The 15,080-nt window shown below is 65.1% G+C and carries 5 protein-coding genes; 1 reads left to right on the forward strand and 4 read right to left on the reverse strand.

All coding sequences use genetic code 11. From position 1 onward, the window contains the following. The first annotated feature begins 51 nt into the window (after nucleotides 1–51). A complete protein-coding gene (locus ACILSQ_RS18015) occupies nucleotides 52–11,787 on the forward strand; it encodes a tetratricopeptide repeat protein (protein WP_395745040.1) in 11,736 nt (3,911 codons plus the stop codon). Here the strand turns inward: ACILSQ_RS18015 and ACILSQ_RS18020 are convergent. From ACILSQ_RS18020 to ACILSQ_RS18035, 4 genes are read right to left on the reverse strand one after another with little or no spacing between them, the layout of a single operon-like run. Continuing rightward, entirely contained in the window at nucleotides 11,747–12,832 is a 1,086-nt protein-coding gene (locus tag ACILSQ_RS18020) for a glycosyltransferase family 4 protein (protein WP_395745041.1), read from the reverse strand. The two genes, ACILSQ_RS18015 and ACILSQ_RS18020, sit on opposite strands and share 41 nt — an antisense overlap. 55 nt (nucleotides 12,833–12,887) lie before the next feature. Further along, on the reverse strand, nucleotides 12,888–13,685 hold the full coding sequence (locus tag ACILSQ_RS18025) for an Hsp33 family molecular chaperone HslO (RefSeq protein ID WP_395745042.1): 798 nt from the start codon (nucleotides 13,683–13,685) through the stop codon (nucleotides 12,888–12,890). 47 nt (nucleotides 13,686–13,732) lie between these two features. Beyond that, a complete protein-coding gene (locus tag ACILSQ_RS18030; protein ID WP_395745043.1) occupies nucleotides 13,733–14,599 on the reverse strand; it encodes a helix-turn-helix domain-containing protein in 867 nt (288 codons plus the stop codon). A gap of 54 nt (nucleotides 14,600–14,653) precedes the next feature. Continuing rightward, on the reverse strand, nucleotides 14,654–15,031 hold the full coding sequence (locus tag ACILSQ_RS18035; RefSeq protein ID WP_395745044.1) for a four helix bundle protein: 378 nt from the start codon (nucleotides 15,029–15,031) through the stop codon (nucleotides 14,654–14,656). Between the last annotated feature and the right edge of the window lie 49 nt (nucleotides 15,032–15,080).

Consider the following 15,080-nt stretch of genomic DNA (forward strand, 5'->3'; position numbering starts at 1 on the left):
GGCCGCCCTCTGTTCTTGCCAACATCCTCTCCGTACCGCTAAAAGCGGAGCATGCACCGCCGCATTGTTTTCTGTCTCCTTTTTCTGACTGCTCGTGCCAGCGCACAAACGCCGACTGCCGGGGTTCCGGCGCCGGCGCAGCGTTATCTGGACATTCTGGTCAAGCGGCCGCAGCCGGGGACGATCTTTGAGCGCTTTTACAGCGCGTGGCTGGAGGAGAGCTCTCCCGCGGAGCTGGGGGTGTTTCTGGAGGCGCGGGCGAAGCTGCCCGCGGCGACGGCGGCGGACCAGCTCCTGCTGGCCGTGTTTCATGCGCACCGGGGCGATGACCGGGCGGCGCTCACGGCGTATGAAGCGGCACTGCAACTGGATCCGGCCAACGCCGCCGCGTGGATCGAGCGTGCGCGGCTGGAGTCACGGGCGTTTGATTTCACCGCCGCGCTGCAGTCCCTGGATGCCGCGGCGAAGGCGAAGCCGGACGAGGCCGGCACGATGGAGATCGGCAAGCTGCGCGGCCGTGCACTGCTGCGCCTGAGCCGGAACGCGGAGGCGCTGAGCACGTGGAAGGAGCTCGCCGCGGCCCACGCGAACGACGAGGACCTGACGGAGGAGCTGATCGACCTGCTGACGGATGAAGGCCAGTATGAGGCTGCGCTGGAAACGGCGCAGGGGCTGATCAAACGCTCCCGTGATCCGGTGGCGCGGACGCTGCGGCAGCTTCGCCTGGCAGACATCCTGCTGCTGGCGGAGCGGCGCGATGAGGCGCTGAAGACTCTGCGCGAGACGCTGACCGCCACCGGCGCGGACTCCTGGATCGAAGGCGATGTGCTGGGCCGGGTGAACCGTGTGTTTCGCATGGGGGATGATGTGGCGGGGCTCGAAAAATTCATGGCTTCGCTGGTGCAGGAAAATCCGCAGCGCGTGGCGCTGGCCTGGCAGCATACCAAGCTGCTGGGCGAGAACGGCCTGAAGGATGCCGCGCTGAAACAAGCGCGGGCGCTGCTGCAGGCGAATCCCGGACGGCGCGATCTGCAGGAGGGTTTTCTCGATCTGCTGGAATCCCTTGATTTGATCCAGGAAGCGGCCGCGCAGGCGCTGGTGCTGTCACAGCAGAATGCGGCGGACAAGGAGCTGCTGGTGCGGCTGGCCGGACTGCAGCACCGCGCCAAGGATGACGCCGCCGCGCAGGCCACGCTGGAGCGTTTTCTCACGCTGGGAAACACCGAGGCGGAGCACCTGCGCGTGGCGCGGCTGCTGGAAAACTGGGAGGAGCCGCCCGCGGCCGCGGACAGCCGCGCGGCGCAGGCGTATGCGCGTCTGGCGGAGAGCTTTCCCGCCAGCATCAGCGCGCAGGAGGCGCAGGCGCACTATCTGCACCGCCGCGGCCGGCGCGATGAAGCACTGGCCATTTGGAAGCGGCTGGCCAAGTCCGCGGCGCTGGAGGATCTGCTGCGCATCGCCCAGGCCTTGCAGGCACGGCAGGAGTCACGCACGGCCCTGGATCTGCTGATTCCGCGCGAGGCGGACTTTGCCAATGAACCGCGCTTCTACGCGCTGCTGGTGCAGCTTGGCCTGGCCTGCAAAGAAGTGGAGCGCACCCTGCCCTGGGCACGCACGCGGCTGCGTCTGGCGCAGGATGCGGAGACGATCGAAGCCGCGGTGAAGGACACGCTGCTGGTGCTGCGCAGTGATGAGGCCGGGAAGCTTTCCGCGCCACTTCTGCAGGAGCTCGAAAACGAGAAGACGCCGAGCATTCAGAACCGCTGCCTGCTTGCCGCGCTGCTGGAAAACGACCGCAAAGGCGCCGAGGCGGAGAAGGTGCTCGATGCGGCCCCGGCCGCGGACAAGGTGGTGGCGCTCAGCCAGCTCGCACAATTGTACCAGACGCGGCAGGCCTGGGAGAAGGCCGCGCAGACGCTTCAGCAGGTCATTGCGCTTCCCGGCCAGCGGAGCACAGCGCGCGTGCAGCGCCTGGTGGACTGGTATCGCCGCGCGGAAAAGTTCGAGCAGGCGCTGACGTGGATCGCCGAATGGAAAAAGCTTTCTCCCAGCGCGGTGCAGCCATGGCTGGATGAATCCCGCCTCTTGATCGACCTGGACCGCACCAAGGAGGCGCTGGCGCTTCTGCGTACTGCTCTGCGCAAGTTCCCTGACCATGTGGAGGCCGCGTCCAGCTATGCGTCCCGCTGTCTGGAAAACGGCCAGGCAGACGAGGCGGAGCGCACCTACCTGACGCTCTATGAAAAAACCGCGGACGCCACCGCGCGACTGCGCCTCATCGGCCCCCTGGCGCAGGCCGCGCAGCAGCACGGCACGCTGCCGCGTCTCATTGAAAACTTCCGCCAGCGCCAGCAGCAGAACCGCGCCAGCGCGCAGCCCTGGCTGGCCCTGGCGGAGTTGCACCGCGCCACGAACAATGATGAGGAACGGCGCCGCTGCCTGTATGAGGCTTCGCGCCTGCGGCCGCAGGATCTGGCGCTGCTGCTGGACATCGCGCGGAGCGAGGAGGAGATCGGCCTGACCGCCGAGGCGCTCCGCACGCTGGAAAGCGCGGCCAAGCTGGACAAAACGAGCAAGACGCGGGAAAACATCGCGCGGCTGCAGATTGAGAGCGGCGATGCGGATCTCGGCTACCGCATGCTGTTTGAGCTGGCCGGGGGCAACCAGATGGACGCGCGCGCGCTGGAGCAGATGGCGGACACCATCGCGGAAAAGGGCGAGTGGGAGCGCGTGCTCACCTTCCTGCAGCCCACGCTGGAAAAACATCCTGGCGACTACCGGCTGCATTACCTCCATGCCGTGGCGCTGGAGGAGGCGGGGCGTGAGAAGGAGGCCGTGCGCGCCTTCATTGAAATCATGGGCATGCACGAAGAACTTCCCGGCGTGACCAGCACCGGACGCAGCATCGGCCTGCGCCGGCAGTATGACACCCTGGCGCTGCCCCCCGGTACGGAGGACTGGCTGGTGCTGCCAGCCATGGCGCAGGCTGCGTATGGGCACCGGCACAAACAGGGCGGCCGCGGCAGTTACGGCGGCTACAACCCCTTTGGCTCCGCCTCTGGAAACGGGCTGCCCGCCAATGGGTTCGTGTCGCAGGCGCCCGGCGTCACCGACTCACCCGTGCTCGCCCTCGCTCATGTGCTGCAGATCATTGTCTCGTGGGACGTGGCGGAGCGGGAGCCCGCGCTGCGCAGCCTCAAGCAGGCCGGAGTCGCCGATGCTGCACTGCTGCTGGCCGCGGCGGAGAATTCACCCCAGCTCGTCATCACTCCGGAGATGCTGGATGCGCAGCCGCAAAACGCCGCGCTGCATGCCGCATGGCTGATGCAGAGCCGAGGCGGAGATCCCTCTGAGATGCTGCACGTCTGTGAGCGTGCGTTTCAACTTTTCAAGACGAGCCATCCTGCGCTGGCCCTGCGCACGGCGGCGCTGGCCTGGCGCAGCGGCGGCGACCAGTCCTCCGCCTGGGTGCCGCGCATTCTCGAAATCTGCGAGAGTCTGCGCCAGGGCGGCCCCGCCGAGCAGCAGATGCTCATCGGCCTGCTGCGCACGCATTCTGAGCTCTTTCCCCAGCAGACGCTGGACCCCAATGTGTCGCCTTTGAGCGCGAAGGAGGTGCGTGCCATCACCGCGATCCTGAAACGCTGGATGCGCACGGCGGACACCCAGCAGAACTATCACATCGCGGAAGTGATCTTTGCGCTGGCCGGTGTGAAGGACTGGGAGAGCATGGTCGAGATCATCCAGCACCGGCTCAGCCTGCCGGACACGCCGCAGGTCCAGGGCCAGACGGTGCCCGGTGTGCCGCCGCCACCTCAGCCGCCCCCGCGTCGCGGCGGACGCAGTTACTTCAGCGAGTTTCAGCCTTCCCCCATGCCGATGACCTCCATCGCCTTCAAGCTGCCGCCGGATGTCTTGAGCTGGGTGGAGAGGGTGTCCCCGCAGCAGATTCAGGACGAGGACCTCGATGACGCGCAGCGGCAGTGGAAAAAGGACTTTCATGACGGCTTGAAACCCTTCATCGAAAAAGCCTCCGAGCCGGGCCTGAAGCTCATTCTCCGGCTCATGACAGGGGAGCAGCAGTCCATGCTCGATGAGCTGGCGCCCCGCCTGGCCGCGAGCCCCGCGCTGGATGATCTGCTCCTCGCCGGATGGCTCTGCCAGCAGATGAACCAGTCTGAAAAAGCGCTGGGCTTTTTCCAGCAGGCGCAGGTGCTGGCCACGGAAGCCCAGACCATTTCCGAGCTCGACCTGGCGATGGTCTATCACGCCCAGCGGCTGCTGCAGGAGGCGGACAAAGCCCAGTCCGAAAAGCTCGCCGCCACCGTGAAGCCGGTGCTGGAGCACCTTTCCCAGACGGCCGTCACGCAGGAGCAGAAGTTCATGGTGGTGGAGATGTTCAACGCCTTTGACATGCAGGAGGAGGCGCAGCAGATCATGAAGGCCGCGCAGAGCGGGGGCTCCGTCCCGCGCTCCCAGAACACCGCGGCCATCAGCAATCCCTATTCGCGCAGCTACACCTACCGGCAGCAGCAGAAGAAGCGGGTCTCCGCCGAAGAACTGCTGCAAAAAGGCGACCGCGCGGCCGCGGTGCAGGAGGTGGTGTCCCAGCTCCGCGTGGCGGTCCAGGGCTGCCTGAACCCGCAGAACAGCTCCTCCAGCCATTATCAGCTTCATGAGCTCATCAATCTGTGCACGCAGCACAAGCTCACAGATGACGTGATGCAGGCCATGCAGAAAGCAGCGGCCGCAGGCTGGAAGCCGCAGCAGGAGTACGCCGTCCTGCTGGAGCACACGGGGATGGAAACCAAGCCCGCGATCGAAGCCCACCGCGCGGTGATCGCCGCCAATCCACGCGCCTTTGCCTCGCATGCGCGCCTCGCCGTGCTCCTCTCCCTGGAGGGAGACTTCCAGACGGCGCTGCAGCACTGGGCCCTCATGCCGGAGATCACGCAGACGCTGTATCTGCCGTCTGTCACGCAGGAGCTCACCGAGCGCAGCCCCATCTCCGTGCCGCGCCCCGCCGCGCTTTCCGGGCTGCTCTCCGCGTGGCTGCGCTCCCTTCCCCCGGCGCGGACCATGCCCGCCGGCATGAGCCAGCACTTTTATCAGGTCTTGAACAGTCTTCAAAACGGCGTCTCAGACCAGACCCTCTCCTTCCCCTCCCTGTGGGAACCGTACAGGGAAAAAAATCCCGCCAACGGCCGCCGCGCCTGGGCTCTGAATGACGACGGCACGCTGAAGCTGACCCCGCAAAGCCAGAAGGCGCGGGATGAACGCCGCGCGGCGCAGAATGAGCTGTGCCAGGCGATGATGCAGATCCCGGAGCTGGCGCTCATGGGCTTTGCCCCGCTGGCCGGCATGGCCATGTTTGAAAATACCAGCCTGGCCGAAATGGAAAAGACGGCGCTGGACCTCCTGAGCCAGCGCGCCATGCCCAAGGTCCGGCGGCGGCTCGCGGCGCAGGGAGGCGGCTCGTCCTACTACGGCGGCACGTATCCAGCCTCCGCCTTCGGCAGCTTTTTCGCCACGCATGAGCGCATTCCCATGCCGGTGCCGGCGGTGTTTGCCACCTACTCCGCCGCGCTGCGCGGAGACCAGCGCCTGCTGGATGAGGTGGTGTTTCCCGCCATTCTCAAGGCCGAGGGAAAAGCCATGACCGAATACTGCCGCGCCTATGCCGCGCTGCTCACCGCGGACGAGGCGCACTTCGTCTCCGCGGCCGAGGCCTGGCTCAAGCCGGCGGGCACGCGCGGCCGCCTCACCTACAGCAGCCACCAGGCGGGAAGCCCCCTGGAGGAGATCGTCCGGCTCTGGGATGTGCGGCAGATCAAAGAGCCGCTGAACCACCTTTTCATCTCCCAGACCGCCAGGGACACCAGCATCCGCTTTGGCTATGTGGCTGAAGTGCTCAAGACCTACGCCTTTGCCCTGGGCCAGCGTGATCCCGAGGCGATGCGCGGCTTCATCCGCAGCCTGCGTGACCAGTGGATCGGCGCCACGCCTGAACTCCGGGCTGAAAAAATCACCGCCTGGCGCGAGGCCCAGCACCAGCGTCAGCGTGGCGGCGGGTATTTTCCATCCCGGGTCAGCCGCTCCGGCCAGGCCGTGGCGGGCTACGTGCAGGGGCTGCAGAATCTGCTGCAGGACCGCCGCGGACTGCCGCTGCTTCCGCTGGCCACCGAAGACGGCCTGCTGACGTCTCCTGACTGGCTCCGCCAGGTGGCGAGCCGCTTCAGCAGCAGCAACTGCCCGTCCGTGGATGACTTCATGCAGACGGCGGGCGCCATCGGTTTTCTCGGCGAGGCGGCGTCGTTTCGCGCCTACCTTCTCGGTGAGTCGCACACGACGTGGCTGGGAAACCTGGCCCGTGACTACCGCGAACACTGGAATGACGACATGCTGGCCACGGCGCTCACCCGCATTGGCCAGGGCAGGCCCACCTTTGGCAGCCACCTGCTGCAGGCGCTGCTGGTCAAACGGGATGGCACCCTCCTGCAGATCGACGGCAAGCCGACACCGGTCACGTCCAGCCTGGATCCCCGGGCTCAACTGAACCGCGATGGCGGCGCCGCCCCGCGCAGCGCCGCACTCCGCCTGGTGCTGGTGCATCATGCCAAAGACATCGCCGCCATGCCCGCCACCAGCCAGAGCGAGCTGTCCTCCCTCCTGCAGCGTGAACTGGACGGCTACCCGCATCCGGACCAGATGGGGGAGGAGCTCACGCAGGTGCTGGCTCCGCTGCTTCAAATCGAAAACCAGGAGCTCCACGGCAAGGCCGACCAGGTGCTCGCCGCTGCCAAGTGGACTGATCTCGGCCGGGAGGAATACCAGTTTATCGAGCAATTCCCCATGTTCCTGCGTGACCTTGCGATCATCGACGCGGCCAAGGCGGAGGAAGTGGCCCGGCATGCGGTGGAGCTCCTGCGCGGCAGCGCGGTGCAGAAGCGCGCGACGATGCGGCGCAACAGCGACTCCCCCGTGTACCGCTTCCTCTCCTCGCTGGGCCAGTCGCCGCAGATGGTGCGGCTGGCCATCACGCTGGCGGAACAGGAAGGCTTCACCCGCTCGCGTGAGTGGACTGGCAGTTTGCTCAGCCATCTTCAAAACTCATTAAGCAGCCAGGGCAATGTGCCCGCCCTGTTTTCCCGCACGCCATGGGTCGCTGATGCCGCCGAATTTCGTGATCTCAAATACCAAAACGACCAGGAGCCCACCCTGCTTGCCCGCATCATCAATGTGATCGACAATCAGAGGGCGCTACAGGTCGCGGCCCGGGATTTCCTGGCGAAACAACCCGCCACCTTCGGCACGGAGCTTGTGCTGGCCTTTCTCCATCGCGCTCCCGGGGACGATCCGAACGTGCGCAGCTTTTATTCCCCGAAACGGCCGGATGACTCCGCGCTACTGGCCTTCATTCAAAAACGCCAGGGCGATTTTGCGAAACTCCAGCCGGAGTCCGCCGCCTGCCTCCTGGCTCTGCTGCGGGCCCGCATGCCGGACCTGGAGGAGAAATCCGCCGCGGACCCGGCGCTCAAACAAGCGCTCGATCCTCTGGCTGCCGCGGAAGGCTCCCAGAGTGAAACCGAACTGGCCCGCTGGATGCAGATCACGAATTTTGCCAATGCCGGCGTCGCGCCATACCAGGCCATGCAGGAGGTCTCGCCGCTGCTGGACCGCCTTGCCCAGTCGGACAAGCCACGTGCGATTGCGCTGCTCGACCATTTCAGCAAACTGCTGGCCCGGGAGGACGCACAGAGCAACCGGGGCCGGAACCTTCCTCTGAGCCAGACCCACGTCGCCCAGTGGCTGGCAAAGGCCGCCACGGTGCCGGAGCTCCTGCGCGAAGTCCTCCAGCGCGCCGGGGAGCTGGGAGCGACCAAAGACAGCGCCTGGATGGAAAATGTGCTCAACAGCATCCGCTACATCTCCCAACACCGGGAGCACCCCCGGCGCTTCATCGCGCTGCTGGAGGCCACCGGAATGCTGGATCCCGCCGCCACTTTCAATCCGATGCCGCTGCAAGGCGCCGCGAGAATCCCGAATGAGAGCCGAAATTTCCCAGGGCGCGCATCTTCCGTGCCGGAGACGATGCTCGAGGTCTGGCGCGATGAGCTCGTCCAGGGGCGCACGTTTCCCCACCTGGCCGAGGAGCTGCAAAAAAGGCAGCCGCGCACGCTGGGTGTCGGCATTGTCCTGCTGATGTGCGGCAGCAAATCCAGCGCGGACATCACCGCCTTTGCGAGCGCGCACGCGGATGAGATCGCGCTCGCCTCCGCCGAACAGAAAAAGATGCTCGCCGGCTTCTTTGAGCGGCAGCACTGGGCGGACATCATGGCTCCGCTGGTGCCGGCGCTGCACGCTGAGTTCGCCCCATTGCTGCAGAAGCAGGAGACGCTGCACCTCGAATTTTTCGAGAGCCTGATGAAAACGACGCGGTGGGAGCAGATCGAAGACTTGTACTATCAAAACGTTCCCCAGACTCCCGGCCCCGGGGGCGGATTCAATGGCATGCCCATGGCGCGGCGGAACCGCGGGTATTACTCGCCCATGGAACGCAACCCGGCCATGGAGCACCTCGCCTCGCAGCTCGCCTTCATCGCCAGGTCCGCGCCGGATCGCGCCCAAAAGGGCCTGGAGCATGTCTTCAACATTCACGCCGGGGAGTTTTCCAGCGACGGGGATCCGTTCCGCAAGCCTTTGCTCACGCCCCTATACCAGGCGCTGGGCGCACTGCCCCGCCTCACGCCCGCCGTGCTGCAGTGCTTTTCGAAGGCGGGGCCTCCCGTCTTCCGCTTTGGCAGGGACTGGAATGAACTCAACCTCATCGAGGCCGCGCTTCCGGACGCCACACTGGCCGGCGCCGCGCCGCTCATTGCCGCCATGGATGAGATGGGGCTGCTGGCGGAGGCGTCGGCCTTTGACCCCGTGCCCGTGCTCGGTCCCTCCCAGGGCAATGCGATGAGTCTTTTCTCGTGGCTCAGGATGAATGACAGCACCGAGTTGCCCAAGCGCAGCCTGCTGGGCCTCGTGCTGTGGCGCCTGCAGAAAGCCAGCCCTGAAGTGCGCGAGCAGACAGCCCTCATGCTCGCTGAAAAATCAGGCGCCCATTTCGGCCACCATCTCATGTCCGCGCTGCTCACGGCCGGCGACGATGCCGGCAAAGCCGCACGCATGCAGCGCTGCAGCGCGGAGTTTGCCGGCGTTTCTCCCGCCGCCGCGGGCGCCATCCTGCTCGCCTTTGCAGATGATCACCCAGCGCTCCTTCAGCCGGAAAACACAGACGCCAGCCTGCGGCCCTTCGCGCCGCTGCTCCGGCTCCGCGACACCGAAGAGCGCGCCTGCCTGAAGGCGGTGATGGAAGGCCGGGCCGAAGTGACACCTCCCTTCCGCGGCTACATTCCCGTCGTAGCGCAGGAGCTGGAACGGCTGATGGAAGCTGGAAAGAACGAGGAAGCGCTGGCGCTGGTGCGCGCCATGCGCCGCCGGCTTGAGCCGCAGGACGCAGCGGCGCTGTTTGGCAAAAGCGGCCACGTCCGCGATGGCGAAAGGCTCAGCGAATTTCTCCGCGACGTCACCCTGCAGAGCGACAAGCCGGCGGCATTGATCGCGTGCCAGCTTCAGGCCGCCGCCCGAATGCCGGAGATCCGCCTCAAGCCCGACCACGCCGCGGCGCCAAAGTACGGCGGCAACTCCTTTCCGCTGTTTCTAGCGTGGGGAAATCACGGCGGCTGGGCGGCTCCGGCAGAGACCTTTGGGGCGCTCGTCAAAGACATCTCCAGGCATGCGGATCCCGCCGCCACACGCGGCCTCTGGCTGCCGCTGATGCATGAGATGCTCGCCCGCATGGGTGCCGCGGAGCAGCGCGAGCTCTCAAAGTGGGCCGCGGATCAGAATGGCGGGAGCATGAAGATTCCGGCGGCCGAACTCACGCTGGCCCTGTCCTTGATGGAGGCCACGGAGCCCGTGCATGCCGATCCTGCAAGCACACGTCTGCCTGCCATGCCTGCTTCTCCGCAGAGGGAGAAAAAGTTTGCCAGCGCCTCTGCGGCCTGCACGGCGCTGCTGAAGGATGGCTCCATCCCCTCACACGTACGCCTGGCCCTGGCGGGCTTTCTGACGGCGATTTATCCGGGCCTGCTGGATGACGAAACGGTGCAGACCTGGGCGCTGGAAGCCGCGCAGGCCTGGCATGAGGGCGGCTCCGTATCTCAATTCGAACTGAACTCCCTCCTGACTGCCGGCTCGGTTCTGCCCGACAGTGACTCCTGGAAACAAACCAGCCGGCTCGTGCTAGAACGCTGGCGGCAGCGTGAGGAGATCATGCGCGCGAGCGGCACACGGTACATCGAATCGGCGTTCCCACCGTTTCTCATGCGCTATGCCGCGCGCTCAGCTTCCGTGGATGTCATTCAGCAGCTCCTCAAGGACAGCTACGGCACCGCCATGCATCAAATGACCGGCATTTTGCTCGAATCGGGTGATGCGCGCCATGCCATGGATGCGCGCCTTTCCCAGTCGCTCCAGAATCTTTCGTCAAAGACCCATGCAACCGGCGGCGGCTGGCTGCCCGCCAGCGCGGAAACCCTCAAGGCCCTGCAGAGCCACCCTGCTGACGACGCGCTGCTCTCCGAAGCCGTGGCCCTGCGTGCCGATGACCTGGCCACCCAAGTGCTGTACCCGCGCCAGCCACGGCCGGACCGCAAACGGCGCTTTGAAGATTTCGCCAAAAAGCTTTCGTCACTGCCGCCGGCGGCCGCTGCTGAAAAGCGCATCCTGCCATTCATCGCCCTGGGTCTGGAAGACACAGCCGCCGCACTTCCGCTGCTGGCTCAGTATGATGAGCTGGCGAAGATGTTTACGTCCGCCGACTTGTCGCGAGATCAGAACCACCTGCGGCTGTGGTCAGACTTCTTCGCCATTCATGCGGCGCTCAAGCTGGCACGTGGGGAGGCCGCTGCGGCGGACACCTGGCTTAAGCGCGTGAAAAACGATCCCGCCTCCGCCCAGCGCAGTGATTTTACCACGCTCGAGACGGACTTCCGGCACACGCTCTTTTTCTGCCTGGCTCAGCTCTGGCAGGCCGGGGAGGCGCGTGACCCCGAGAAGCTCTCCCGTCTCTCCCTGCTCGGCGCCGACGCATCAAACAAGACCGACTCCTCTCACTACTCCGTGCCGCAGCTCAACCTGCTGCTGCAGGCCTGGCAGGCCGCCCTGAAAGGCGGGCCTCTTCCTGCTGAAAGGGACTCCAGCATCCGGGACAACGACATGCTGCTGGATCTGGCCACGGCCGCCGCCGGCTCCGGCAAAACGCGCCTCTCCTTTCAGCAGCGGCTGAACTTGTTCATGCAGCTCTCCGCGCGCGCCGGGATGGCCGCCGGCACCAGGGACCCCTGGGATGAGCTGGTTCACCGGGACTTTTTCACTTCCGAGGAGCTGCTGAAAGAAGGCGCCGTCATTCTCAAAGAGGGCCGTCTGCTGCCGTCTTATCAGCTCTCCAATCTCGCGGCTTTCATGCTGCGTCACGGCGCGCTGGAAACGGCCGAGGCCGCATGGGCCCTCGCTGGCAGCGGGCCCCCTTCAACTTCGCCCTCTGCCTTCATCACCCATTTCACCAATCGTCTGCTGTTGGATCGCGCGGCTGTTCTCATCCGCCTGAAAAAGCCGGAGCAGGCGCGGGCATGCCTGGCCGGACTGGACGCGAAGGATCTGACGGCCTCCAACCGCCAGCTTCACGCGGCGCTGCTCAGACTCCTCGCGCCGCCAGCTCCAGCACCTGCAAAGTGAGCATCACATTCGTCTCCAGATCCAGCGGCAGCCTCGTTTTCACGGGGCCGGCCTGGCCTCGCGCGCGCCAGTGGTTGATGCACATGCCCAGCGTGGCCAGATCCGCGGGATCATCCAGCACCTGGCCGTTCACCCCGGGGTCGATCAATTCGCTGGCGCCATTGAAGGCGGTGGTGATCACCGGAATGCCGGTGGCCAGCGCCTCGCTCACCACATTGGAGCAGGGCTCGTAAATCGGCAGAAATGTCAGCACGTCGGCGGCGGCATACGCGGCCTCCACTTCGGGCATCGGCCCGGTGAGGATCACGTTCGGCGGCACCTTGCCGCGCATGCGGTCCCGTGTGACTACGAGCAGTTTCAAATGCGGATCATCGCTGTGCGCAGCCATGAATTTCAGCAGCCACGGCAGCCCTTTGCGCTCCCAGCCGGAGCCCACGAAGAGCAGCACAAAATCATTCTCCTCCAGCCGGAAGCGCCGGCGCGCCGCGGCTCGGGACACATTTTGAAAACGCCGTACCTCCACGCCATTGCGGATGGTGTGCACGCGCTCCTGCGGGAAGTCAGGGAAATGCTGCGCGATCTCTCCGCGCACCATTTCGGAGTTCACGATGATGCGCTGGGTGTTGGCCGGATCAAAGGTGCGCGCCTCCAGCGCCAGCATGTTGCGGTGGAAGGCCCCCAGGCCCACCAGCGGCCTTTTCCACCAGGGCGCAAAGCGCCTGCGCTGCTGCAGCCACACGCGGTGCAGCCCGTCTCCCGCACGGTACACATCCTGCCGCAGCGTACGCTCCAGGCTGAAGACGCAGTCAAACCGCAGGTGCTGCAGGGCCGCATTCACGCCCTCTGCAAACTGCAGCGGCCTCTCCGCGCGGGAGCCTGCCACATGGATGCTGTGAAACTGCACGCCCTCCGCCTGCCCCTGCCACTTTTCCGCAAACAGATGCGTCTCATGCCCCGCCGCCGTCAGCCCGCGCAGCAGCCGCTGCACATACAGCTCCGCGCCCCCGGTGGCGGAGAACTGACGGCGGATGAGGGCGAGTTTCATGCGAGTGGTGCAAACGTCCCGTTTGCAGTTGGAAAATGCAAGCGGGACGCTTGCACTACGAGTGCGCGGACCGCCACTGCTCAAAGCTCTCCTTCGCGGTGCGGAAGACCGCCCCGCAGCGCGGGCAGGTGATCTGCGCCACGCCATCGGCAAAGATGTGGTCCAGGTCATCCTGCGGCAGGCGCATGATGATGGGCATCAGCCGCTCCACCGAGCAGCCGCACTCAAACACATAGCCGCGGGTTTCCAGCAGCGTCAGGTGCTCCGCCGTCTCCAGCTCCAGCACCTGCGCGAGCGTGAGGGCCGCCAGCCACGGTTCATCGCAGTCCGGCTCGGCTGAGATCTGCACAAACTCCTCGTCCTCCAGCCGGAAGAAACGCGTGAGCCGCTGCTCGCTGGTGGTGTAAAAGGTCTCCACCGCAGCCAGCATGTCGCTGCCGTGGAATTCGATCATGCTCTGCCGCGGAGCCTGATCCGGACGTGTCGTCTGTGCGATGAACAGGGCCTCGCCCTCCTGACGCACATCCTCGGTGAAGACACGGCCCGCCACCCTGCCGGGGCGGGTGCTGCCGGTGACAAAGATGTTTGCCCGCTGGGGCTCCTTCACATGGATGGTCCACGCGCAGCTCTCATCCTGCGGGCGGGAGCACAGGTGCAGCGCCAGGCCCGCCAGCGCATCCTTCAGCATCTGGTCAAGCGGCTCCGCATTCTGGATGCCATGCTGCATCAGGTGCAGGTAGTAGTCCAGGTACAGCGGACTGAAGCGCCCGCGCACCAGCAGCGCATTGCGCTTCCGCACGAAGTAGGAGCGGAGGTCCACCACGGAAAGATCCGGTTCAAGCATCTGACTCATGCCCTGTTTATCTCACCGGATGAAAGGCGGCGCAAGTGGCGGGGGCGTCACTTCCCGGCCATGCCGCGGAATTTCTGCCGGTAGGAGCTGGGCGTGGTGCCCATCACCTCGCGGAAGCGGCGGTTGAAGTTCGCCAGGTTCCGGTAGCCGCAGTCCATGGCGATGTCCGTGATGTTGGACACATCCTCCGCCAGCATGCCGCAGGCGCGGCCGATGCGCACTTCGTTCACATACTGCGGCACCGTCTTGCCGGTGCGCGAGTGGAAGAACCGGCTGAAGGCCCCCAGGCTCAGGTGCGCCAGCTTCGCCAGGCGCTCGCGGTCGATCTCCTCCGTGAGATGGGTGTGGATGAAGTCGATCACCCGCTCCATCCGCCCCTGGTCGGCGGATTCCAGCTTCGGCTCAAAGTTCGAACTGGCCAGCGGCTTCAGGTCTTCGGACTTCGCCAGCGCATTGAGAATCGCCAGCAGCTCGATCACCCGCGCCAGTCCCTCGCTTTCAGCCAGCCGCTTCATGTGCTCCGTCACCGCCGCACGCGCCGGACCGCGCACCTCCAGGCCGCGCGCCGCACGCTGCAGCAGCCGCTTCACCGCCTCCATCTCCGGCAGCGCCATGAAATCACGCCCGAGGAAGGACTCATCAAACCGCACGATGATGGCGTTCACTCGCCGCGACTTCGCGCTCGTGTCCTGGTGCCACACATGCGGCAGGTTGGACCCGATGAGCACGATGTCCCCGTCCGTCAGCGGTCCGATGTTGTCCCCCACCACCCGGTGCCCGCGGCTTTCAATCGCCAGCGTGAGCTGATACTCCGGATGAAAATGCCACCGCGTCCCATAATCCAGCGCACGCACGACCTCGCAGTGAAACGACTCCCACTGACGCTTGGGCACTTTTTCGAAGACAGGCTTCATGGGGCTAGTTGCTGGATGCTAGATTCTCGATGCTAGATACTGGATCCGGAATGGCTATTTTGGGGATCGGTGACCTTCGCGAACGGCTTGGATGAAGAGGTTTAATTTTTTGCCCAGATGTGTGAGGTCTTCGCGAAGCTTTTCGTAAATTGCCCCATCCATGAGCGAGCCAGTCTCGCGCAAAGTGTCCAGATGATCAATGGTTTCGTCATTGGAGGCCAGGGCATAGCTCAACCGCAGGACGAAATCCTGTTTGTACTCGCGCCTGCCATAGCCTTCCACGATATTGGAACGAACCGACTTTGCCGAACGACGAATCTGCGAGCCCTCTTCGTACATCTCAAACTTCGGCAGCTTGTTGAGAGTCATTGTGTGAATTTCAATGGAGACTTGCCTGGCAAGCTGCCAGATGTCGAGGGTTTGATAGCTCATGTTGGCTCCAATTCTCAGACATCCAGCATCTAGGATCAAGCATCTAGAA

It is taken from the genome of Prosthecobacter sp. (assembly GCF_044227185.1).
Lineage (GTDB): Bacteria > Verrucomicrobiota > Verrucomicrobiia > Verrucomicrobiales > Verrucomicrobiaceae > Prosthecobacter.